Here is a 20,549-nt window from a genome sequence, read left to right as displayed (position 1 = left end):
TTTTGGCGTCCGAGGGCCGAGGTGCCGCTGAAACGTTTGCGGTAGGTCTTATTCAGCTTTGTGCCGCCCGGCATCAGGAGAACACACTATGGATTTGAACGCTGAGGTCGACCAGCTGGTCAAGGCTTCGCAAACCTGGCTTCCGATGATCATGGAATACGGTAGCCGTCTGTTGCTGGCGTTGTTGACCCTGGCCATCGGCTGGTGGGTAATCAACAAGGTCACCTATCGCCTGGGCAAACTGCTTGCCCTGCGTAACGCCGACCTGGCCCTGCAAGGTTTCATCAGCAGCCTGGCCAACATCATTCTGAAGATCCTGCTGATTGTCAGCGTGGCCTCGATGATCGGCATCGAGACCACCTCGTTCGTCGCTGCCATCGGTGCTGCGGGCCTGGCCATCGGTCTGGCCCTGCAAGGTAGCCTGGCCAACTTCGCGGGCGGCGTGCTGATCCTGCTGTTCCGTCCGTTCCGTATCGGCGACTGGATCGAAGCCCAGGGTGTGGCGGGTACCGTCGACAGCATCCAGATCTTCCATACCGTGCTGCGTACCGGCGACAACAAGACCGTGATCCTGCCCAACGGCAGCCTGTCCAACGGCATCATCACCAACACCAACCGCCAGCCGACGCGCAAGGTGGTGTTCGATGTTGGCGTTGACTACGACGCCGACCTGCAAAAGGCCCGCAACGTGCTGCTGGAACTGGCCCAGGACCCGCGGGTGCACCAGGATCCGGCGCCACAGGCAGTGATTTCGACCTTGGGCGACAGCTCGATCACCGTATCGCTGCGCATCTGGGTCAACACCGCCGATTACTGGGACGTGCTGTTCATGCTCAACGAGCATGCCCGTGACCGCCTGAAGGCCGAGGGCATCGACATTCCCTTTCCACAGCGGGTGATCCGCGTTGTGCAGGAAGCGGCGGTGCAGTAACGACCGACGCAATCGCGGGGCAAGCCCGCTCCTACACAATCCTGTAGGAGCGGGCTTGCCCCGCGATGCTTTCAGCAGCCATTACACTTGTTCACGTCTTCGCGCTATCTGCGCCCAGTGCTTTCTGGCATATAGGCTCGCTTACTTCTGTTTGCCCGGTCTTATCATGCTTACCCCCCTGATCAACATTACGCCGCTACGGGCGTTTTGTTTCGCCATGACCCTGGCGCTGTTCGAACTGCTTACCTACCTCGCCAGCGACGTGGTGATGCCGGCCATGCCGGTGGTGGTCGGTGAGCTCAACGCCAGCCCCGAATTCATCCCCCATGCCCTGAACCTCTACCTGCTCGGTGGCGTGCTGCTGCAATGGCTGATCGGCCCGCTGGCCGACCGTTACGGCCGTCGTCCGTTGCTGCTGGGCGGCTGCGCGTTCTTCTGCCTGGCCTGTATCGCCACCTTCTGGGTGCAGAGCATCGAGCTGTTCAACCTGCTGCGCCTGTTGCAGGGCATTGGCCTGGGCTTTGTGGTGACGGTCAGCTACCCGGCACTCAACGAGGCGTTCAGCGAAGCCGATGCAGTGCGGATGATGGCCTTGCTGGCCAATATCGCCCTGCTGTCGCCGCTGCTTGGTCCGCTGGTCGGTACCCTGCTGCTGGAGTGGGTGTCCTGGCGCTGGCTGTTCGTGCTGTTCGGTGCGGCAGCGGTGCTGGCCTGGTTTGCCCTGTACCGGTTCATGCCGGAGACCCTCGGCGTCGAACGCCGGGATGGCTCGCGCCTGGCGTTCCAGCCGATCCAATTGCTGCCGTTGCTGGCCGGCTACGGGCAACTGTTGGCCAACCGCCGCTTTGTCGCCGGCAGTGCCGCGCTGGGCCTGGTCGGCCTGCCGCTGATCGGCTGGATCGGCCTGTCGCCGGTGCTGTTGATCCACGACGAGGGCCTGAGCACCCTGGATTACGCCCTGTGGCAATTGCCGGTGTTCGGCGGCCTGATCCTCGGCAACCTGGTGATCAACCGGATTGCCGATCGCCATGCGCTCACCACCCTGGTGCGATTGGCGTTGTGGCCGTTTCTGATCGGTTTGCTGGGCATGATGCTCGGCACCTGGCTGTACCCTTCGGTACCGAGCCTGGTGATCGGCATGTCGGTGTATGCGCTGGGCCTGGGTATTGCCAACGCCGTGCTGTACCGCATGACGCTGTTTTCCAGCGAGCAGAGCAAGGGTCTGGTGTCGGCGATGCTGGGGATGATCACCATTGCCCTGCTGGGCCTTGGCGGGGCGTTGCTGGCGATGCTCGGGGCTGGCGCCAGCCTTGTGCACTTCGCCCTGGCGGCGGGGGCGGCGGGAATTCTGGCGCTATGGCCGCTGAGGGTCGTTCTGAGCGCTTCCACCAACTTGCCAGAGGCTATCCCGGAGTAGCTCCGGTAATAGCCTCAGCGCGGTTCAGGGGCGTTCTCCAACCTGGTTCTCGAGCGGTTCCTGCTTGCCCCGCTCCTGGCGCCATTGCAGGGCGATCAGGATCAGGGTCGGCACGCCGAGCAGGGCGGTGATCAGGAAGAAGTCGTGGTAGCCGAACTTCTCGACCATGACTCCCGAGTAACCGCCGATCAGCCGCGGCAACAGCAGCATGATCGAACTGAGCAGGGCGTACTGCGTCGCCGAGAACTTCAGGTTGGTCAAACTCGACAGGTAGGCGACGAACGCCGAGGTGGCCAGGCCCGAGCTGAAGTTGTCCAGCGAAATGGTCACCACCAGCATCTGCAGGTTGGCGCCCATGTCGGCGAGCATCAGGAACAGAATGTTGGTCGCCGCCGACGCCACGCCGCCGATGAACAGGATCGGCAGGATACCGAAGCGCACGATCAGCAGGCCGCCAAAACCGGCACCCACCAGGGTCATGATCAGGCCGAAGATCTTGCTGACGCTGGCGATCTGGTCCTTGGTGAAGCCCTGGTCGATGTAGAACACGTTGGCCATCACGCCCATCACCGTGTCGGACATCCGGTAGGTGGCGATCAGCCCGAGCAGCAGCAGGGCCTGCCAGCGGTAGCGGGTGATGAAGTCGTTGACCGGGGTCAGCACCGGTGCCAGGCCACGGCGGCCCATGGACGACAGGCACAGGACGGTCAGGGTGATGTACAGGATCGCCCGCAGGAAGGCGCGGTCTTCGAGCAGCAGGTCGAGCAGGCTCACGCCTTCGAACAGCACGCTGGCGAAATCGGTGTTGTACAGCTGGGTGAACGTTGCCGGTACCGATACCAGCAGGATGATCAGCACGAACACCGACACCAGCTGGTGGCTCAGGCCGTAGCGCGCCGCCGACAGCTGGGTGCGCAGCGGCACCGGAGGCTCGCGCATCAACAGGGTGGTGATCACTGCCGGCAGCATCATCACACCGAACAGCACGTAGGTGCCGGTCCAGGCCTTGTGCAGGTAGCTGAAGCCGGTGGAACCGAAGCCCTCGGCGAAGAACAGCGCACCGGCGGTGGCCAGCAGCGCGGCAACCCGGTAGCCGGCCATGTAGCTGGCGGCAAGCGCAGCCTGGCGCTGGTCGTCGGCGATTTCCAGGCGATAGGCGTCGACGGCGATGTCCTGGGTGGCCGAGGCAAAGGCCACCAGCACCGCCAGGGCAATCAGCCACGACAGGTGTTTTTGCGGGTCGCAGAAGCCCATGCCGACCAGCCCGATGACCACCAGCACCTGAGACAGCACCAGCCAGGAGCGACGGCGCCCGAGTTTGCCGAGCAAGGGCAGGCGCCATTGGTCGAGCAGCGGCGACCACACCCATTTGAAGGCATAGGCCAAGCCGATCAGGCTGGCATAACCGATGGTTTCACGGGCCACGCCGGCCTCGCGCAGCCATACCGACAGGGTCGAAAACACCAGCATGTAAGGCAAGCCGGCGGCAAAGCCGAGCAACAACAGTACCAGTGTCGACGGGCTGGCATAGGCAGCGAGCGCAGCGCGCCAGGTTTTACGGGGCATGGGCCAACATCTGCCTCAAGTTTACGAAAACAAAGCGCGCACTCTAACCGCTGTGCTCCATCGGGCGCCAGCCATGGCGCAACATATCCACACGATTATTGTGCAGGGTGATGCCTTCTGCCCGTAGCCGGGCACGCTGCTCGTCGCCCGATGGGGTGCCCAGCGCCAGGCTCAGGCGACCGCCGGCGCCCAGCACCCGGTGCCAGGGCAACTGGGTGTCACTGGGCAGCTGGCTCAGGGTACGCCCGACCCAGCGCGCTGCACGGCCAAGGCCGGCCAGGTGGGCGAGCTCGCCGTAGCTGATCACCTTGCCGGCGGGTACCTGGCCAAGCACCAGATAGAGTGCCATTCGTCGGGCTTCGGCGCTTTCGGTCGGATCGCCAGGAATCCCGCTCATCGCGCAATTGACCCAGGCCACGCGGGATGTGCCGGGTAGAGCGGGCAAATAAGAATTGAACTCATCGACATGGTGCAGGTCAGTCCTTGCTCTGATGGCGGGTATCTGGATAATGCCCGACTTTTTTCGCGAACCCGAGTCCGTTGCTGCTTATGTCTCCTAGAGCCCTGTTGTGCGTTGCCCTGGCCGCTGCCTGTACCCCAGCCCTTGCCGATACCGTGTGGATGAAAAACGGTGACAAGCTGAGCGGCAAGATCAAGGTCTTTGATGGCGGTAAACTGCTGCTCGAAACGCCCTATGGCGGCTCCATTGCACTGGACTGGAAGCAGGTCAAGACTCTGGAAAGCGACCAGGAACTGCTGGTCAAGCAGGACGCCTACACCGGCGAGAAGGCCAAGTCGCTGCACGCTGCGGACAACGGTAAGGTCACTCTGGCCAACGGCGAGACACCCAGGACGGTCGAGCTGGCCAGCATCCAGCAGATCATGAAGCCAAAGCCGGTGGTCGAGGACCTGACCTGGAAGGGTAACGTCGACCTGGCCCTGGACTACAAACGCGCCGAAACCAACAGCGACGACTACGACATCGACTTCAAGACCACCGCCCGTCACGGCCGCTGGCGTCACCAGGCCGAGGGCGAATACAACCGCGAGAGCAAGGACGACGTCACCACCACCAACAACTGGAGCGCCGAATACGCGCTGGACCGCTTCATTACCGAGAAGTGGTTCTGGCAGGGCCGTCTGGAATACAAGCGTGACCATATCGAAGACCTGGCCCGCCAGCGCACTGTGGGTACCGGCCCGGGTTACCAGTTCTGGGACAACGAGCTGGGCGCGTTCTCCCTCGGCTCGCTGATCAACCGTACCGACTATGAATACGCTGATGGCGGCAAGGACAACTTCTACTCGCTGGCCATGAAGTGGGATTACAACCGCTACCTGATCGGCAAGCGCGTCGAGTTCTTCACCAACGGCGAGGTCGGCAAGCCGCTCGGCGGCGTCGCCGAGTACGCCCTGGATGCCGAAGTCGGCCTGCGCTACAAGGTCACCGAATGGGCCTCGCTCAACCTCAAGGCCGAGAAGGACATCATCAGCGGCACCCGCGACAGCGACCTGGACAAGACCCGCTACACCGCAGGTTTTGGCGTCGCCTGGTAAGCACGCTGGCAACCCCGGGCGATAATGATTATTTTGTCGGTTAACCAGGCTGGTCGGGCACTTTCACCGCCAGCCACGACGACGATTATCGAGCGGGGAGACATACAGTGAGCGCGAAAGCCGCAACACAGGCACGGGAGCTGCTGCTCAAGGAATACCGCGGGGTGCTGTCGACCCATTCCAAGTCGATGCCGGGGTTTCCCTTCGGTTCGGTGGTGCCCTACTGCCTGGATGCCGACGGCAACCCGCTGATCCTGATCAGCCGCATTGCCCAGCACACCCACAACCTGCAAAAAGACCCCAAGTGCTCGTTGCTGGTAGGCGAGCGTGATGCCCAGGACGTCCAGGCAGTGGGCCGCCTGACCGTGCTGGCCGAGGCGCACAAGCTGGTTGAGCCCGAAGCGGTCGAAGCCGCAGCAGAGCGCTACTATCGCTATTTTCCAGAGTCGGCCAACTACCATCAAGCCCACGATTTTGACTTCTGGGTGCTCAAGCCGGTGCGCCATCGCTACATCGGCGGCTTCGGCGCGATCCACTGGGTCGATCACCTGAGCCTGGCCAACCCCTTTGCCGGCAAGGCCGAACAGAGCATGATCGAGCACATGAACAGCGATCATGCCAATGCCATCGAACACTACGTCCAGCTCAGCGGCCTGCCCCAGGGCGTGGCGGCGCAGATGGTCGGCATCGACAGCGAGGGCATGCACCTGCGCATTGGTCAGGGCTTGCACTGGTTGCCGTTCGCTGCGCCCTGCAATACGCCGATACAAGTGCGCGAGGCCCTGGTTTTTCTGGCCCGCGCCGATCAATGGCCGCAACGTGCAACCGCCGAGGCTTGAAATGGCGATGGATCGCATCCATTAAAGGTCTACTGCAAGGACATCTTGCGCAGAGGAACCGTTGATGCGTGCTTTTCTATTGCTGTTTCTGATTTTTCCGGTGCTGGAGCTGTATGTGTTTTTCAAGGTCAGCACCGCGATCGGCTTCTTTCCGGCGCTGCTGCTGATCATCGCCGGCTCTGCCCTGGGTGTGCTGGTGGTGCGGGTGGCGGGTCTGGCCACCGCCCTGCGTGCCCGCGAGAGCCTGCAGCGTGGCGAATTGCCTGCCGAAGACATGTTCCACGGGCTGATGCTGGCGCTGGGTGGCGGCCTGCTGCTGTTGCCAGGTTTCATCAGTGACGTGATCGGTCTGGTCTGCCTGCTGCCGTTCACCCGCCGCCTGCTCGGGCGCAAGATGCGCGAGCGCGCCGAGGCCCAGGCCATGCGCCAGCGCGCCTTTGGCGATGACCCGTTCATGGCGCGCCCAGGTCAGTCCAGCCGTGGCCATCAGCCAACGGTGATCGAAGGCGAAGTGGTCGGCCGTGAAGATCCTGCTCAGCCCAACCTGCGCAATCCTCGGGATCTGTAAAGGTTGCTTGTGCTGTGCCAGCGGCCCCTTTTGGGGCCGTTTTGCTGTACAGGGGGCTGATCGCTAAAAATTTTCATCAGCAAGCCTTGTAATTGCTCTTGGCGACCTCATGTATGGGTCACCGCAAGGTTTCTGGTGATTTGCACCAGACATTACATGTGTGGTCCGCCCCGCGGGCTACGAGCGGCCAAGCCGCAAGCATCAACCCGCCGGTGTCGATACCGGCCGATGAAAACCACAATTAGGAGAGATCGACAATGAAGCTTCGTCCTCTGCATGACCGCGTCGTTATCCGTCGCAGCGAAGAAGAATCGAAAACCGCTGGCGGTATCGTTCTGCCAGGTTCGGCCGCTGAAAAACCTAACCGTGGCGAAGTCGTCGCTGTAGGTACCGGTCGCATCCTGGACAACGGTGAAGTGCGTGCGCTGGCCGTGAAAGTGGGTGACAAGGTGGTTTTCGGCCCTTACTCGGGCAGCAACACTGTGAAAGTTGACGGCGAAGACCTGCTGGTGATGGCTGAGAACGAAATTCTCGCTGTCATCGAAGGCTGATTCCGCTGGTTTCCCGTTACTCCAAAGTATTCAAGGATTAAACGATCATGGCTGCTAAAGACGTAAAATTCGGCGACTCCGCCCGTAAGAAAATGCTCGTTGGTGTCAACGTTCTGGCTGACGCTGTAAAAGCCACCCTGGGCCCGAAAGGCCGTAACGTTGTTCTGGCCAAGAGCTTCGGCGCTCCGACCATCACCAAAGACGGTGTTTCGGTTGCCAAAGAAATCGAGCTGAAAGACGCTTTCGAAAACATGGGCGCCCAGCTGCTCAAAGACGTTGCCTCCAAGGCCAACGACGAAGCCGGTGACGGCACCACCACCGCAACCGTTCTGGCTCAGGCCATCGTCAGCGAAGGCCTGAAAGCCGTTGCTGCCGGCATGAACCCGATGGACCTGAAGCGTGGTATCGACAAGGCCACCATCGCCATCGTCAAAGAGCTGAAGACCCTGTCCAAGCCATGCGCCGACTCCAAGGCCATCGCCCAGGTCGGTACCATCTCGGCCAACTCCGACAACTCCATCGGTGACATCATCGCCGAAGCCATGGAAAAAGTCGGTAAAGAAGGCGTGATCACCGTCGAAGAAGGCTCGGGCCTGGAAAACGAACTGTCGGTCGTGGAAGGCATGCAGTTCGACCGTGGCTACCTGTCCCCTTACTTCGTCAACAAGCCAGACACCATGGTCGCCGAGCTGGATGGCCCGCTGCTGCTGCTGGTTGACAAGAAGATCTCCAACATCCGCGAACTGCTGCCAGTTCTGGAAGCCGTTGCCAAGGCCGGCCGTCCACTGCTGATCGTGGCTGAAGACGTCGAAGGCGAAGCGCTGGCTACTCTGGTAGTCAACAACATGCGCGGCATCGTCAAGGTTGCAGCGGTCAAGGCACCTGGCTTCGGCGACCGCCGCAAGGCCATGCTGCAGGACATCGCTGTCCTGACCGGCGGTACCGTGATCTCCGAAGAAATCGGCCTGAGCCTGGAGTCCGCTACCCTGGAGCACCTGGGTAACGCCAAGCGCGTGACCCTGTCCAAGGAAAACACCATCATCGTCGACGGTGCTGGCGTAGAAGGCGACATCCAGGCGCGTATCGCCCAGATCCGCACTCAGGTCAACGAGACTTCCTCGGACTACGACCGTGAAAAACTGCAAGAGCGTCTGGCCAAACTGGCTGGCGGTGTTGCCGTGATCAAGGTTGGTGCTGGCACCGAAGTCGAAATGAAAGAGAAGAAAGCCCGCGTTGAAGACGCCCTGCACGCTACCCGTGCAGCCGTCGAAGAAGGCGTGGTGCCTGGCGGTGGTGTTGCACTGGTTCGCGCTCTGCAAGCCATCGAAGGCCTGAAAGGCGACAACGAAGAGCAGAACGTTGGTATCCAGCTGCTGCGTCGCGCTGTTGAAGCGCCGCTGCGCCAGATCGTTGCCAACGCCGGCGACGAGCCAAGCGTAGTGGTCGACAAGGTCAAGCAAGGTTCCGGCAACTTCGGTTACAACGCTGCTACCGGCGAGTACGGCGACATGATCGAAATGGGTATCCTGGACCCTGCCAAGGTAACCCGTTCGGCCCTGCAAGCTGCAGCTTCGATCGGCGGTCTGATGATCACCACCGAAGCCATGGTTGCTGACGCTCCAGTTGAAGCTGGTGCTGGCGGCGGCATGCCAGACATGGGCGGCATGGGTGGTATGGGCGGCATGGGCGGCATGATGTAAGCCAGCCTTACCCGTTCGATAAAAAGCCCCGCCTAGTGCGGGGCTTTTTTTTGCCTGAATTCTGGGGTTGCTGTGCAACCCATCGCCGGCAAGACCGGCTCCCACGGGGGGCTGTATGTGGGAGCTGGCTTGCCAGCGATGCAGTCACCGCACATTCCAGCCTTACGAGGTCGGCACGGTAACCGCAGCCTTGTGCTTCAGTTCAACCGGCCGGCGATACAACACCCAGTAGTAACAGCCCAGGCTGATCAACCAGCAAAACACCGCAGTCCACACGTTGTGCGAAAAGAAGTGCGCGCCCTGCAGCATGCGCCCTACCGAAAACAGCGTGCCCAGGCCAAAGGCGAACAACAGTGCCGCCTTTGCCAGGCGCGGGCGCCGGTCGCGCAGGACAAAGAACAGCGCAAACAGGGTAAAGCCAGTCGCCGCGTGGCCACCCGGCCAGCAGCGCCCGGGCTTGTCCGTCGCCGGGCGCGGGCTGAGCAGCTCGCTGTAGGTCTCCTTGCCGCCAAACTCGGTCAGGCTCCACGGGCACTGCACCGCCGTCACTGCCTTGACCGGTGTGACAAAGCTGGTCGACAACCCCATGGCCAGCACCAGGCAGCCCAGTTCCCGACGCCAGCTGAACAGCCGCGACCAGAAGAAACTCATCGCAAAGGCGACGATCGCCAGCAGACCCAGGACGATCACGGCCTGTTTCGCCCGGTCATGCAGGATGTCTTCGAGGAAGTAGCTGTGCCGGCCAATGAACTGCCCGGCCAGCGGGTCGAACGCCAGCTTGGCCAGGTCCATGTCCAGTGAGGTCAGCTCCAGCAGGATCAATATCACCGCGGTGACGGCGGGGATGCCCAGGGCAATCCAGAAATTCAGCGGACGGGAGTAGGCAGGTAGCGACATGGCAAGTCCAGGTGAATGGAGGGGACAATCCGACCGGCAATTCTCGGGCAGCCGCCATCACCTGTCCGTGAAGGCTCGGTGAAAAAAACGTTAACCTGCAATAAAGTCGCGCCGACCTAGCCGGGCGTCGCCGATGGCCTTAAGCTGCGCCTGCCAAGCAGGCAAAAGCGCCAGACGGGAGATACCCCAATGCGAATTCTACTGGTTGAAGACAACCGCGATATCCTTGCCAACCTGGCCGACTACCTTGGCCTGAAGGGCTATACGGTGGACTGTGCCCAGGATGGTCTGTCCGGCCTGCACCTGGCGGCGACCGAACACTATGACCTGATCGTGCTCGACATCATGCTGCCGGGCATCGACGGCTACACCCTGTGCAAGCGCCTGCGCGAAGATGCCCGTCGTGACACCCCGGTCATCATGCTCACCGCCCGTGACCAGCTGGATGATCGCCTGCAGGGCTTTCGCTCCGGCGCCGACGATTACTTGCTCAAGCCTTTTGCCCTGTCGGAACTGGCCGCGCGCATCGAAGCGGTGCTGCGCAGGGCCCAAGGCGGCGGCCGGCGTACCTTGCAGGTCAGCGACCTGGTGTATGACCTCGACACCCTGGAAGTCAGCCGCGAAGGGAAGCTGCTCAAGCTCAACCCGGTCGGCCTGAAGCTGCTGGCGGTGCTGATGCAGAAGAGCCCCCACGTGCTGCGCCGCGAAGTGCTCGAAGAGGCCCTGTGGGGTGATGATTGCCCGGACAGCGACAGCCTGCGCAGCCACGTTCACCAACTGCGCCAGGTGATCGACAAGCCGTTCGAAAAGCCCCTGCTGCATACCGTTCACGGCGTGGGCTATCGTCTGGCCGAGGGCCGTGATGGAGTTTAGACAGAGCCTTGCCCAGCGGATCATCATTGCCTTTGCCCTGATGAGCGCGCTGGTGGCCGGGGCTTTCGCTTTCGGCATTGTCGCTACCGTCCACCTGGTTGAAGAACGGCTGATTTCCGCAGTGCTGGGCGGCGACCTCCAGCGTTTGCTGCGCATGGACAGCGTCGGCGACTGGAGCCACCGGCCGCGACCGGATCAACTGTTCTATTTCAGCGGCGGGCGCGATGACTTCGAGCTGCCCAAGGATCTGCGCCACCTCGACCGTGGCTTTCACGAAGTGTTTCGTGAAGATCTGTCCTACCACGCGATGGTTGAGATCGTCGATGGCCGGCACTATGTACTGCTGCAGGACCAGAGCGACTTCGAAGAACGCGAGCGCGTGCTGTTCGCGGTGGTGGTGGTCGGCTTCATCCTCAGCCTGGCACTGGCGGTGTTCCTCGGCTGGGTCCTGGCCCGGCGGGTGATGGCACCGGTGATCCGCCTGGCGCGCCAGGTACGTCACCGTGACCAGTTGCTCGGCCTGGCGCCACCGTTGGCACCTGATTACGCTGCGGACGAAGTCGGCCAGCTGGCGGTGGCGTTCGACGACACCCTGGGGCGTCTGCGTGATGCCCTGACCCGTGAGCGGCTGTTTACCAGCGATGTCAGCCATGAGCTACGCACCCCGTTGATGGTGCTGGCCAGCTCCTGCGAGCTACTGCTGGTCAATCCCAACATTGACACCCGTGCGCGTTCTCAGGTCGAGCGCATCGCCCGCGCCACCGAAGAAATGCAGGAACTGGTGAAGACCTTCCTGATGCTCGCCCGCGCCCAGCGCGACGAAGGGGCCGTGGCGTCGCAGGCGAGCATGAAGGAAGTGGCGGACGACCTGATTGGCGTCTGGCGCGACACCATCGAGCAAAAGGGCCTGACCTTGCTGTACGACGTCAGGGCTGCAAGCGCGACCCTGTATAACGCCACGTTCCTCCAGGCAGTGATGGGCAACCTGTTGCGCAACGCCGCGCACTATACCGATCAGGGTTTTATCCGCCTGACCCTGGAGCCGGCCGGGTTCCTGGTCGAAGACAGTGGCGTCGGGATTCCTGAAGAGCAGCGCGAAGCCATGTTCCGGCCGTTCGTGCGCGGTGATGAGAGGCGTGGTGAAGGGCTGGGCCTGGGGCTGTCATTGGTGCAGCGGATCTGCGACGACCAGGGCTGGACGGTGAGCCTGACCGCCATGGTGCCCCACGGCTGCCGCTTTCATGTGGACCTGAGCCTGGCCCCGGATCGGACGGTCGAGGCGCAATAGGGCCATTGGCCAGCTGTGAAAGTTTGTAATTAATTGAAACCTTTGCCGCGCTAACTCACAAATTTTTCACACCCGCATGACCTGACGCCAACGCTTGCCTGCCTAAGGTGGGCGTATTGGAGTCAGGAGATGCACCATGCGTAGCCCCATCAAGCTCGAGTTTTCGGAAAAGTACGACCAGCAGCACGCCAAGGAATACTTCCACAAGCACCAGGACGGTCTGGCGCGCAGGATGTCCCACCAGCGTGACGAGCAAATGGCCCGTCGCGCCCTGGCGCTGGCTGGCGAACCCGGGCTGGTCCTCGACCTGCCGTGCGGCGCCGGGCGTTTCTGGCCCCTGCTGGCAGAAAAACCCAACCGGGTGATCATCGGCGCCGACAACTCCGAAGCCATGCTCGAAACGGCACGTGCCTCGCAACCGGCCGAAGTGGTGGAACGGGTACGCACTTTGCAGACTTCTGCGTTCGCCATCGATTTACCGGATAACTCGGTCGACAGCATTTTTTGCATGCGCCTGATGCATCACATCGGCGAGGCCGCCCACCGCAAGACATTACTTTCGGAATTTCAACGAGTTACCCGCGACAGCGTGATCGTGTCGCTGTGGGTCGATGGCAATTTCAAAGCCTGGCGGCGCAAGAAGCTCGAACAGCGGCGTTACACCGAAAAGGGGCAGGGCAGTTACCAGAATCGCTTTGTGTTACCAGCTGCTACGGTTGAGGAAGAGTTTGAAGCCGCAGGATTCCGTATTCAGGAACGATTGGACTTCTTGCCGTTCTATGCCATGTGGCGAGTCTATCTATTGCGTAAGGGGTAAGCGGGGCATGGGGTTTGAGCGCACAACAGCAACGACGAACAAGGATCAGTTCGATCATTTCTGGCACCAGCAGGGCGAATGGGTGGAAGAGCCCAATCAGCGCCGCGGCGGCGAGAGTGGTGTACAGCGACTGAGCGATGACACTGGCCATACGTTCTACGCCAAGCGCCAGATCGGCCATATCTACCGCAGCCTGTTGCATCCCTTCGGCCGCCCTACCGTGCTGCGTGAGTACGATGCCTTGAACAGTTTCGAGCAGCTCGGCGTGCGGGTGCCGCATATTGTCTATTGCGGTGTTGACCGCGACACCGAGCATCAGTGGCGAGCCCTGCTGGTCAGCGAGGCACTGGAAGGTTTCGAGGATATCGACAGCTGGTTCGCCGACGGCGCCCGTGAACGTTACCACCCGGCGCTGCATGAGCGGGTCCTGCAGGACCTGGCGCAGAACCTGGCGCGGATGCACCGTGGCCACTGGCAACATGGTTGCCTGTACGGCAAGCATGTGTTCGTCAAGGTTATCGGCGAAGGCGCCGAAGCCAGGGCTGAGGTGGCGTTGCTCGACCTGGAGAAATGCCGCCGGCGTATCAGCTGCCAGCGCGCCGCCGCCAACGACCTTAAACAATTGCGCCGCCATTCGTCTTTCACTGACGCAGAGTGGCAAAAACTGCTCTATTTTTATCAGAGGGCGTTTGGCAGCGCAGTCAAAGGTTTAGAGTAATGAAACTAGAAATTGCTCGAGGTGTGTTTCTGTTGATTGCGCTGGGGGTGGCAACCGCCGCCGTGGCCGCGTGGGAGGAGCCGCGCCCGCAGATTTTCAGCAAGGTCGATGCGGGTGCGCAATGCCCGCTGCCACGGGTAGTGAAACCCCAGGTCGATGCCAAACCTGACCACGATCTGCTGCTGTTGCTGTTCGGGCTGAGCCAGGGCGTACGCGCCAGCGGCTGAACCCTGAGGGAGCGGCGGTGCGACGATTCGACTTGCCCCGCGGTCGATCCCGAAGCGAAGGTTATTCAGGCAGCACCTCATCGCGGGTCAAGCCCGCATTCACCTGCGGCGCGTCGGCCTTGGCCAGCAGGGTGTAGATACAAGGCAGCACGAACAGGGTGAACAAGGTGCCCACCGACATGCCGGTGGCGATTACCGTGCCGATGTCGAAGCGGCTGACCGCACCGGCGCCGGTGGCGAGGATCAGCGGCACCATGCCAAACACCATCGCCGCAGTGGTCATCAATACCGGACGCAAACGGATGGCCGCCGCTTCTTCCACCGCTTCGCGGGCACTCAGGCCTCTTTGCTGGCGCAACTGGTTGGCGAACTCGACGATCAGGATGCCGTGCTTGCTGATCAGCCCGATCAGGGTCACCAGCCCCACCTGGGTGTAGATGTTCATGCTCGATATGCCCAGGAACAGCGGAATCAACGCCCCGCAGATCGACAACGGTACCGTCACCAGGATCACCAGCGGGTCGCGGAAGCTTTCGAATTGGGCTGCCAGCACCAGAAATATGATCGCCAGGGCCAGGCCGAAGGTTACCCACAGAGCACTGCCTTCCTGGACGAACTGGCGCGCCGCGCCGCCATAATCGAAACCGTAGCCCTCCGGCGCTTCTTCACGGGCGATGCTGCGCACGGTTTCCAGTGCTTCGCCCATGCTGACCATCGGGAAACCCTGGATGATCGCCGAGTTCAGTTGCTGGAACTGGTTGAGCTGACGCGGGCGGGCACGATCGCTGATGCTGATCAGGGTCGACAGCGGCAGCATCTGCCCTTGCTGGTTCTTCACGTAGTAGTTGTTCAGCCAGTCGGGATTGTCGCGGTAGGGTCGCTCGACCTGGGCAATGACCTTGTAGCTGCGCCCGTCGATGGTAAAACGGTTGATCTCCGCCTCACCGAGCAGGGTCGCCAGGGTGCCGCCAAGGGCGTCCATGGACACGCCCATCTGCGCGGCCTTGGCCCGGTCGATATCGACCACCACTTCCGGCTTGTCGAAGGCTAGGTCGATGTCGAGGAAGGCGAATTTACCGGACGCCTGGGCACGCGTCTTGACCCGCTCGGCCACCTCCAGCAGCGACGCGTAGTCGTTGGCCGTGTTGATCACGAAGGCAAATGGCAAGCCTTCACCGGTGCCGGGCAGCGAGGGCAGGTTGAAGCCGAAGATCTGCAGACCGCTGATGCCTTCAAGCTTGGCCTGTACCAGCGGCAGCAGCTCCATCTGGGTGCGCTCGCGCTCGTTCCACGGTTTGAGCAGGAAGCCGCCGATACCCGACTGCACACCGTTGAAGCCGTTGATCTGGAACGACGAGTAGTACTCGGGAAACGCCTTGAAGATCTTGAGGAACTCCTCGGTGTAGCTGTTCAGGTAGTCGAGGTTGGTCGGCTGCGGGGCGGTGGCCATCATGAAAATGATGCCCTGGTCTTCATCTGGCGCCAGTTCGTTCTTGGTGAACATCAGGAACACCGGAATCAGGCACAGCATGATCAGTGCGAACACCAGCACCACCGGCCGGGTGTTGAGGGTGCCGTGGAGGATTGTCTGGTAGCGCTGCTTGAGCCGCTCGAACAGTACATCCAGACGGTGGGCCAGGCCGGTGGGGTTCTGTTCGTGGCGCAAGAGCAGGGCGCACATCATCGGTGACAGGGTCAGGGCGACGATCCCGGAGATCACCACGGCGCCTGCCAAGGTCAGGGCGAACTCCTTGAACAGCGCGCCCGTGAGCCCCTCCAGGAAGCCGATAGGGGCATAGACCGCCGCCAGCGTGATGGTCATCGATACCACCGGCATGGCGATCTCCCGCGCGCCTTCCAGGGCTGCGTCGTAGGGCGATTTACCTTCTTCGATATGCCGATGGATGTTTTCCACCACGACAATGGCGTCATCGACCACCAGGCCGATCGCCAGCACCATCGCCAACAGGGTCAGCAGATTCAGCGAGTAGCCCATCAACTGCATGAAGAACAGCACGCCGATCATCGACAGCGGGATGGTGATCACCGGGATCAGCACCGAGCGCAGGGCGCCGAGGAACAGGAAGACCACGACGATGACGATTAGCACCGCTTCGACCAGGGTTTTCACCACTTCGTCGATCGAGGCCTGGATGAACAGCGTGGCGTCGTAGGCGATCGAGGATTTCAGGTTTGGCGGCAACTGGCTCTCAAGCTCGGGCATGAGCTTGCGCACCTCCTTGATCACCTCCAGCGGGTTGGCCGCCGGGGTGGCCTTGATGCCGATGTACACCGATGGCGTGCCGTCGAAGGAGCTGACCGTGTCGTAGTTTTCCGCACCCATTTCGACCCGTGCCACATCACCCAGCAGCACCCGGCTGTCGCCACTGGTCTTGAGCGGGATGTTGGCAAAGGCTTCGGCGGTTTTCAGCTCGGTGGTGGCGTTGATGCTGGTGACGATGTACTCGCCCTTGAGTTCGCCGGCCGCGGAAAGGAAGTTGTAGCCGCGCACCGCCTGGGTCACGTCATTGGCGCTCAGGCCGTAGCCGGCCAGCTTGACCGGGTCGATCCACAGGCGCATGGCGAACAACTGGTTGCCGAGGATCTGCGCTTCGGCCATGCCCGGCAGGGTTGCAAGCTTGGGCTGGATCACCCGTGACAGGTAGTCGGTGATCTGCGGGTTGCTCAGTTCACTGCTGTAGAAACTGATGTACATCAGCGCCGAAGCGTCGGCGGCTTCCTTGCTCAGCACCGGGTCTTCGGCGTCCTGAGGCAGCTTGTTCTTGACCTCGTTGCCCTTGGCCAGCAGCTCGGTAAACAGCCGGTCGCTGTCCGAGCCGATGCGCGCGTAGATCGAAATCACCGAGAAGTTCTGCCGGCTCACCGAGGTCATGTAGTCGATGCCTTCGGCGCTGGCCAGGCTCTGTTGCAGTGGCTGGGTGATATAACCCTGGATGGTCTCGGCGTTGGCTCCGGGGTAAGCGGTGGTTACCGTGATCAGGGCATTTTCCATCTGCGGATACTGCCGGATCGGCAACTTGCTCCAGGCCTGAAAGCCGAGCAGGACGATCAACAGGCTGACCACAGTGGCCAGTACCGGGCGGCGGATGAACGGATCGGTAAAAGCCATGACGGTTCCTCGCTCAGTTGACGCGCGACTGGCTGTTCGGTGCTGCCTGGGTCTTGTCCGGACTGATGCTGATCGCCGCGCCCTGGGTGAGTTTCAACTGGCCGGCGGTCACAACGGTTTCACCGGGTTTCAAGCCTTTGCTGATCACCACCAGGCCGTCACGCCGTTCGCCGGTCTCGACGAAGCGCCGCTCGGCGATCAGCGCCGGCGGCTGGCCATCGGCGTTGTGCGGCGGCTGAGCGTCGTCGGTTTTTTGCGGTACGGCGACATACACCGAGTTGCCATACAGGGTGTAGGTCACCGCGCTTTCCGGGACCACCACCTGTGGCTGCGGGTCGGGCAGCAGCACCTGCAGGCTGGTGAACATGCCGGGTAGCAGCTTGCCCTCGGGATTGGCCAGGGTGGCGCGAACCTGCACGTTGCGCGTGCTGTCCTCGACCTTGGGATTGATTGCGCTGATGCTGCCGGGGAAGTTTTCTTGCGGGTAAGCGGCGACGTTGACCAGCACCTGCTGGCCGATGCTCAACTTGGGAATCGACTGTTCCGGGACGAAGAAATCGACGTAAAGGCTGCTAAGGTCTTGCAGGGTGGCGATTACCGTACCGCTGGCCAGGTAGTCGCCGACGTCGACCTGGCGGATGCCGATGGTACCGCTGAAGGGCGCATTGATGCTCTTTTTCGCCAGTGAGGCCTTGAGCTGGTCGACCACCGCCTTGTTGCGCTTGAACTGGGCGCTGAGCCGATCGAACTCGCCCTTGGAAATGGCCTGGCTGCCGACCAGCTGGCTGCCGCGGTTGTAATCGACCTGGGCCAGGCCCAGATCGGCCAAGGCGGTACCGAGCAGGGCGGTTTCGACATCGCTGTCCAGTTGCAGCAGCGGTTGGCCCTTGCTGACCTGCTGCCCGGACTCGAACAGCAGCGTCTTGACCGTACCGGCGATCTCCAGGCTCAGGTCGACCCCTTGCAGGGCCTTGAGGCTACCGACGGCGGGCAGGCGGTTCTGCCAGGCGCGCTCGCGGGCCTCGGTCGCCGCCACGCTGATCGGCGGCTTGGGGACCGAGAACATCTGCACCTGCTGGTAAATCGTGAAGGCTTTATAGCCCCCCAGGATCAGTACGAGCAGCAGGACAACACCTAACATGATCAGCATGCGGCGGCGCAGCATAGTCCAGTTCCTTGGATACGATTTTTTGTTCGATTGGCACGACTGCGGGCGCTCCTGCCCACGTGCGATGTAGCCGAATATTACTCTGTTGACCGGGCCTGGGAAGCCTGTGTTCCAGGCTAATTTCAGGCCAGGTGCAGGTGGTTGTCCCAGAGCCCTGAAGGCAGTTGCAGCGGCTGGCCGATCAGCTCGCTTTTGCGGCAATCGTACAGGCGGCAGCGGCCCTGGCCGGAGGTCACGACAAAGCCGTCTGCCACGGCGCCGACGCCGGCGCAATCGGGCATCGGTGCATCCAGGCGCACCTGGGCAGTGTCCAGGTCCCAGATGAACAGGCGGTTGGCCCGTGGCGCGGTCAGGGCGACCAGGCGCAGCTCGTTGTGAATGGCGACGCTGGCGGTGTAGTGGGCCATGGACTGCAACTGCTGCTCGGGCACCGGAAAGGCTTCGAAAGCCTGGCCCGGGCGCTTGATCGCCAGCAGCTCGGCGGTCTCGTGGCTGGCCCCCATGAACTGCTGGCCGGCAACGATGGTGCCATCGGCGGCAATCGCCAGGTGGCGCACGCTGTTCATCTGCTGGCTCAGCACCTCTTTGCTCAGCAAGGTGCCGTCGCGCTGCATCAGCACCAGGCTTGGCTGCATGGCGTCGAGGTTCATCTCTACCCGGCTTTCGGCTTCGGTGCGGATGCCGCCGTTGGCCACCACCAGGGTTTCGCCGTCGGGCATCCACGACACCTGATGCGGGCCGATACCGTGGGTGGAGATTTCACCGCTGTGCTGCAGGCGTTCGCCGTCGAACCGATACACACCCAGCACGCCACGACCGGGCTCGGTGGTGTCGTTCTCGGTGGCGTACAGCCATTCACCGCTCTTGTGAATCACCGCGTGGCCGTAGAAATGCCGGTTCGGCTGCGAAGTGATGGTCTGCAGCAAGCGACCATCACGCAGGTCGATCAGGTAGCTCTCGGTGCCGGGGCGGCGGGCGACGAACAGGGCAATCGGCTGCTCGGGATGGTTGATGATGTCGTGGCAACGCAGGCCCACCTGGGTGGCGAACACCTGGGTACCGTCCAGGCGGTAGCCGACGGCGTAGTGCTTGCCATCGCCATCGTCCCGCGCCGAGAGCAGCAGCGGGGTGCTGCCCTTGTTGCGAAACAGGGCCCAGCCGCCGAGGGTGAGGGCACTGAGCACAACGCTACCGAGTTTGAGAGCCTGGCGTCGCAACATGATCAGTCACCGTCGTTGGCGTTGAAGCCCAGCTGGATGCCCAGCGCCTTGGCCAGCTCGCCTTCGTGCAGGCGGTGGACGACGTTGAGGCTGTCGTAAAGGGTGTTCAACTGCTGGCGACCGGCTTCGTCGTCGAGCAACTCGCCCAGGGTTTTCTGGTTGCTGGTCAGCAGCTTGATCGCGTTGGCGTAGGCGGCGTCGATCTTGTCGGCCAGGGCTTGCTGGTCTTTGCCCAGCAGGCCGCGCAGGCCCTTGTTGTCGACCCCGACCCAGACAGTCTGGGCAGCGTTCAGGCTGGCTTCCAGGCTTTTCAGCGAAGAGTGGCTGCGCCAGGCTTCGGCCTGCAGTGGCTGCGGGATGCCCTTGCTCAGGCGGCCCATGGGTGCGCCGAGCTTCTTCTTCAGGGTGTCCAGCGCGGTGACCTGGGCACGCAGCAGGTCGGCAATGGCCTCGTGGGAATCGGCATAACGCTGGTTGGGGAACTTGGTCATCTGCGCCAGCATGCCGTCGGTGGTGTTCCAGCCTTTGAGGATTTCTTCGGCCAGGGCCTTCTGGTGCTCGCCGATGGCCACCAACAGCGGGCAGTAGCGGGCTTTCTGTTCGGCGTTGGCGGTATCCGGCTTGCTGTCGAAGAGGATGTATTCGTAAGCCGACAGGCCGCGCACGACGACACTGGATTTGCCCAGGGTTTCGGCGTCGACCGGCTTGTCACCGTTGACCAGTTGCTCGACCTGACGGCCGACCAGGTTTTTCTTGTCGGGCCAGAACTGCACCTGCCAGGCGCGGTTGCCTTCAGCCAGCGGGCCGATCAGCAGCGGCTGCAGCTCTGCCCAGGCTTTTTGCGCGTGGAGGAAGTCGGCGCGGGCAGTGGCAAGGTCCGCCTTGCCTTCGCAGAAGGCCAGGGCACTGACGGCCAGTTGGCGGTCGGCTTCGACCCAGCGGCTGTAGGTCGGCAGGATCACTTGTTTGGCGATCGCTGCCGAAGTCACCGCTTGCGGGTCTTGCGGCGAGCAGGCGCCGAGGGCGAGGGCGGCAAGGCTGGTGAACAACAGTTTGGGACGGAACATGCCCGGCTCCTTTGC

At 62.2% G+C, this 20,549-nt stretch carries 19 protein-coding genes; 12 read left to right on the top strand and 7 right to left on the bottom strand.

The genetic code is table 11. The annotated features are described in order from the left end of the window. Nucleotides 1-88: 88 nt before the first annotated feature. Both LOY45_RS21775 and LOY45_RS21770 read left to right on the top strand, forming a co-directional pair. Nucleotides 89-931: a mechanosensitive ion channel family protein gene (locus LOY45_RS21775; RefSeq protein ID WP_115085447.1), complete on the top strand. Its 843-nt coding sequence runs from the start codon at nt 89-91 to the stop codon at nt 929-931. Between the two features lie 166 nt (nt 932-1,097). Beyond that, nucleotides 1,098-2,348: an MFS transporter gene (locus LOY45_RS21770; RefSeq protein WP_258578341.1), complete on the top strand. Its 1,251-nt coding sequence runs from the start codon at nt 1,098-1,100 to the stop codon at nt 2,346-2,348. Between the two features lie 24 nt (nt 2,349-2,372). Here the strand turns inward: LOY45_RS21770 and LOY45_RS21765 are convergent, their stop codons facing one another. Next, entirely contained in the window at nt 2,373-3,914 is a 1,542-nt protein-coding gene (locus LOY45_RS21765) for an AmpG family muropeptide MFS transporter (RefSeq protein WP_134061434.1), read from the bottom strand. A gap of 43 nt (nt 3,915-3,957) precedes the next feature. Beyond that, nucleotides 3,958-4,311, bottom strand: a complete 354-nt coding sequence (locus LOY45_RS21760; protein ID WP_115085450.1) for an MGMT family protein — start codon at nt 4,309-4,311, stop codon at nt 3,958-3,960. Between the two features lie 152 nt (nt 4,312-4,463). Here LOY45_RS21760 and LOY45_RS21755 point away from each other — a divergent pair, with 152 nt between their 5' ends. The 5 genes from LOY45_RS21755 to groL all read left to right on the top strand — a co-directional run bounded on the left by LOY45_RS21755 (nt 4,464) and on the right by groL (nt 9,129). Next, nucleotides 4,464-5,471 carry a DUF481 domain-containing protein gene (locus LOY45_RS21755; RefSeq protein ID WP_115085696.1) on the top strand — a complete coding sequence of 336 codons (1,008 nt, stop codon included), beginning with the start codon at nt 4,464-4,466 and terminating at the stop codon, nt 5,469-5,471. Nucleotides 5,472-5,578: 107 nt separating this feature from the next. Then, entirely contained in the window at nt 5,579-6,310 is a 732-nt protein-coding gene (locus tag LOY45_RS21750; RefSeq protein WP_115085451.1) for a HugZ family pyridoxamine 5'-phosphate oxidase, read from the top strand. A 64-nt stretch (nt 6,311-6,374) separates the two neighbouring features. After that, entirely contained in the window at nt 6,375-6,878 is a 504-nt protein-coding gene (locus tag LOY45_RS21745; RefSeq protein ID WP_115085452.1) for an FxsA family protein, read from the top strand. Nucleotides 6,879-7,135: 257 nt separating this feature from the next. Then, nucleotides 7,136-7,429, top strand: a complete 294-nt coding sequence (locus tag LOY45_RS21740) for a co-chaperone GroES (RefSeq protein ID WP_003260750.1) — start codon at nt 7,136-7,138, stop codon at nt 7,427-7,429. Between the two features lie 47 nt (nt 7,430-7,476). Further along, nucleotides 7,477-9,129, top strand: coding sequence for a chaperonin GroEL (gene groL / locus LOY45_RS21735; RefSeq protein ID WP_115085453.1), 1,653 nt, complete (start codon nt 7,477-7,479; stop codon nt 9,127-9,129). Nucleotides 9,130-9,291: 162 nt separating this feature from the next. On the opposite strand, the gene LOY45_RS21730 is transcribed toward groL, so the two are convergent. Next, entirely contained in the window at nt 9,292-10,026 is a 735-nt protein-coding gene (locus LOY45_RS21730) for a phosphatase PAP2 family protein (RefSeq protein ID WP_115085454.1), read from the bottom strand. Between the two features lie 189 nt (nt 10,027-10,215). Between LOY45_RS21730 and colR the strand changes: the two genes are divergently transcribed. The 5 genes from colR to LOY45_RS21705 all read left to right on the top strand — a co-directional run bounded on the left by colR (nt 10,216) and on the right by LOY45_RS21705 (nt 13,949). Continuing rightward, on the top strand, nt 10,216-10,899 hold the full coding sequence (colR, locus tag LOY45_RS21725; RefSeq protein ID WP_100782556.1) for a two-component system response regulator ColR: 684 nt from the start codon (nt 10,216-10,218) through the stop codon (nt 10,897-10,899). After that, nucleotides 10,889-12,187 (top strand): sensor histidine kinase, encoded by a 1,299-nt coding sequence (locus LOY45_RS21720; protein ID WP_115085455.1) that lies wholly within the window; start codon nt 10,889-10,891, stop codon nt 12,185-12,187. The genes colR and LOY45_RS21720 overlap by 11 nt, the downstream gene beginning before the upstream one ends. 136 nt (nt 12,188-12,323) lie before the next feature. Then, nucleotides 12,324-13,004 carry a class I SAM-dependent methyltransferase gene (locus tag LOY45_RS21715; protein ID WP_115085456.1) on the top strand — a complete coding sequence of 227 codons (681 nt, stop codon included), beginning with the start codon at nt 12,324-12,326 and terminating at the stop codon, nt 13,002-13,004. A 7-nt stretch (nt 13,005-13,011) separates the two neighbouring features. Continuing rightward, nucleotides 13,012-13,722 (top strand): lipopolysaccharide kinase InaA family protein, encoded by a 711-nt coding sequence (locus LOY45_RS21710; protein WP_233674843.1) that lies wholly within the window; start codon nt 13,012-13,014, stop codon nt 13,720-13,722. Continuing rightward, the gene (locus tag LOY45_RS21705) at nt 13,722-13,949 is read left to right on the top strand and encodes a hypothetical protein (protein WP_115085458.1); all 228 of its coding nucleotides are present in this window, start codon (nt 13,722-13,724) and stop codon (nt 13,947-13,949) included. Before LOY45_RS21710 ends, LOY45_RS21705 begins: the two co-directional genes overlap by 1 nt. 61 nt (nt 13,950-14,010) lie before the next feature. On the opposite strand, the gene LOY45_RS21700 is transcribed toward LOY45_RS21705, so the two are convergent. The 4 genes from LOY45_RS21700 to LOY45_RS21685 form a co-directional block, all read right to left on the bottom strand. Next, nucleotides 14,011-17,079 (bottom strand): multidrug efflux RND transporter permease subunit, encoded by a 3,069-nt coding sequence (locus LOY45_RS21700; RefSeq protein WP_115085459.1) that lies wholly within the window; start codon nt 17,077-17,079, stop codon nt 14,011-14,013. Between the two features lie 13 nt (nt 17,080-17,092). Then, the gene (locus LOY45_RS21695) at nt 17,093-18,244 is read right to left on the bottom strand and encodes an efflux RND transporter periplasmic adaptor subunit (RefSeq protein ID WP_134061437.1); all 1,152 of its coding nucleotides are present in this window, start codon (nt 18,242-18,244) and stop codon (nt 17,093-17,095) included. 125 nt (nt 18,245-18,369) lie between these two features. Continuing rightward, nucleotides 18,370-19,467: a DUF1513 domain-containing protein gene (locus LOY45_RS21690; protein ID WP_134061438.1), complete on the bottom strand. Its 1,098-nt coding sequence runs from the start codon at nt 19,465-19,467 to the stop codon at nt 18,370-18,372. Nucleotides 19,468-19,469: 2 nt separating this feature from the next. Beyond that, complete coding sequence (locus LOY45_RS21685) at nt 19,470-20,534, bottom strand: imelysin family protein (protein WP_115085462.1); 1,065 nt, start codon at nt 20,532-20,534, stop codon at nt 19,470-19,472. Between the last annotated feature and the right edge of the window lie 15 nt (nt 20,535-20,549).

Source organism: Pseudomonas wadenswilerensis, from assembly GCF_024749185.1.
GTDB classification, from domain to species: domain Bacteria; phylum Pseudomonadota; class Gammaproteobacteria; order Pseudomonadales; family Pseudomonadaceae; genus Aquipseudomonas; species Aquipseudomonas wadenswilerensis.
This window is presented reverse-complemented; position numbering and strand designations above follow the sequence as displayed.

Excerpts from the sequence above, each read along its gene's own strand:
- LOY45_RS21745 (WP_115085452.1), top strand. The coding sequence starts at position 6,375 with ATGCGTGCTTTTCTATTGCTGTTTCTGATTTTTCCGGTGCTGGAGCTG.
- LOY45_RS21755 (WP_115085696.1), top strand. The coding sequence starts at position 4,464 with ATGTCTCCTAGAGCCCTGTTGTGCGTTGCCCTGGCCGCTGCCTGTACC.
- LOY45_RS21740 (WP_003260750.1), top strand. The coding sequence starts at position 7,136 with ATGAAGCTTCGTCCTCTGCATGACCGCGTCGTTATCCGTCGCAGCGAA.
- LOY45_RS21700 (WP_115085459.1), bottom strand. The coding sequence starts at position 17,079 with ATGGCTTTTACCGATCCGTTCATCCGCCGCCCGGTACTGGCCACTGTG.
- LOY45_RS21765 (WP_134061434.1), bottom strand. The coding sequence starts at position 3,914 with ATGCCCCGTAAAACCTGGCGCGCTGCGCTCGCTGCCTATGCCAGCCCG.
- LOY45_RS21760 (WP_115085450.1), bottom strand. The coding sequence starts at position 4,311 with ATGAGCGGGATTCCTGGCGATCCGACCGAAAGCGCCGAAGCCCGACGA.
- colR (WP_100782556.1), top strand. The coding sequence starts at position 10,216 with ATGCGAATTCTACTGGTTGAAGACAACCGCGATATCCTTGCCAACCTG.
- LOY45_RS21690 (WP_134061438.1), bottom strand. The coding sequence starts at position 19,467 with ATGTTGCGACGCCAGGCTCTCAAACTCGGTAGCGTTGTGCTCAGTGCC.
- LOY45_RS21710 (WP_233674843.1), top strand. The coding sequence starts at position 13,012 with ATGGGGTTTGAGCGCACAACAGCAACGACGAACAAGGATCAGTTCGAT.
- LOY45_RS21695 (WP_134061437.1), bottom strand. The coding sequence starts at position 18,244 with ATGCTGCGCCGCCGCATGCTGATCATGTTAGGTGTTGTCCTGCTGCTC.
- LOY45_RS21705 (WP_115085458.1), top strand. The coding sequence starts at position 13,722 with ATGAAACTAGAAATTGCTCGAGGTGTGTTTCTGTTGATTGCGCTGGGG.
- LOY45_RS21685 (WP_115085462.1), bottom strand. The coding sequence starts at position 20,534 with ATGTTCCGTCCCAAACTGTTGTTCACCAGCCTTGCCGCCCTCGCCCTC.
- LOY45_RS21730 (WP_115085454.1), bottom strand. The coding sequence starts at position 10,026 with ATGTCGCTACCTGCCTACTCCCGTCCGCTGAATTTCTGGATTGCCCTG.
- LOY45_RS21770 (WP_258578341.1), top strand. The coding sequence starts at position 1,098 with ATGCTTACCCCCCTGATCAACATTACGCCGCTACGGGCGTTTTGTTTC.
- LOY45_RS21720 (WP_115085455.1), top strand. The coding sequence starts at position 10,889 with ATGGAGTTTAGACAGAGCCTTGCCCAGCGGATCATCATTGCCTTTGCC.
- LOY45_RS21715 (WP_115085456.1), top strand. The coding sequence starts at position 12,324 with ATGCGTAGCCCCATCAAGCTCGAGTTTTCGGAAAAGTACGACCAGCAG.
- groL (WP_115085453.1), top strand. The coding sequence starts at position 7,477 with ATGGCTGCTAAAGACGTAAAATTCGGCGACTCCGCCCGTAAGAAAATG.
- LOY45_RS21775 (WP_115085447.1), top strand. The coding sequence starts at position 89 with ATGGATTTGAACGCTGAGGTCGACCAGCTGGTCAAGGCTTCGCAAACC.